1 protein-coding gene is annotated in these 269 nt (G+C 51.3%); it reads right to left on the bottom strand.

What is annotated here, in order from left to right; translation table 11 throughout:
• The coding region (locus SB689_RS23265; protein ID WP_410694419.1) for a histidine phosphatase family protein at positions 1-266 on the bottom strand (266 nt) is incomplete at its 3' end.
• Positions 267-269 lie beyond the last annotated feature (3 nt).

Genomic DNA, 269 nt, shown 5'->3' on the forward strand with positions numbered 1-269 from the left:
AGCTCCCATTTCCCAAACGACAATTCGCGCAAGGCAGGCACTGTCGTCGCGGTCAGCTGCAATCCTGCCGATAACGGCTCTGCTGTCTGGACACAGCGAAGCAAGTCACTTGTATACAATGCTTTGGGAAGCTCGATTATGTTCAGTAGTCGAGACGCCAGCTCCAATGCCTCCGTTTTTCTATGCTCATGTAACGGTGCGTCACTGTGCCTCACATAGCGGCTCTGTCGATTTATTTTCGTCTCTCCATGCCGAACCCAAATCAACTT

This window comes from Chryseobacterium sp. SIMBA_038 (genome assembly GCF_046535115.1).
Classification (GTDB): Bacteria; Bacteroidota; Bacteroidia; order Flavobacteriales; family Weeksellaceae; genus Chryseobacterium.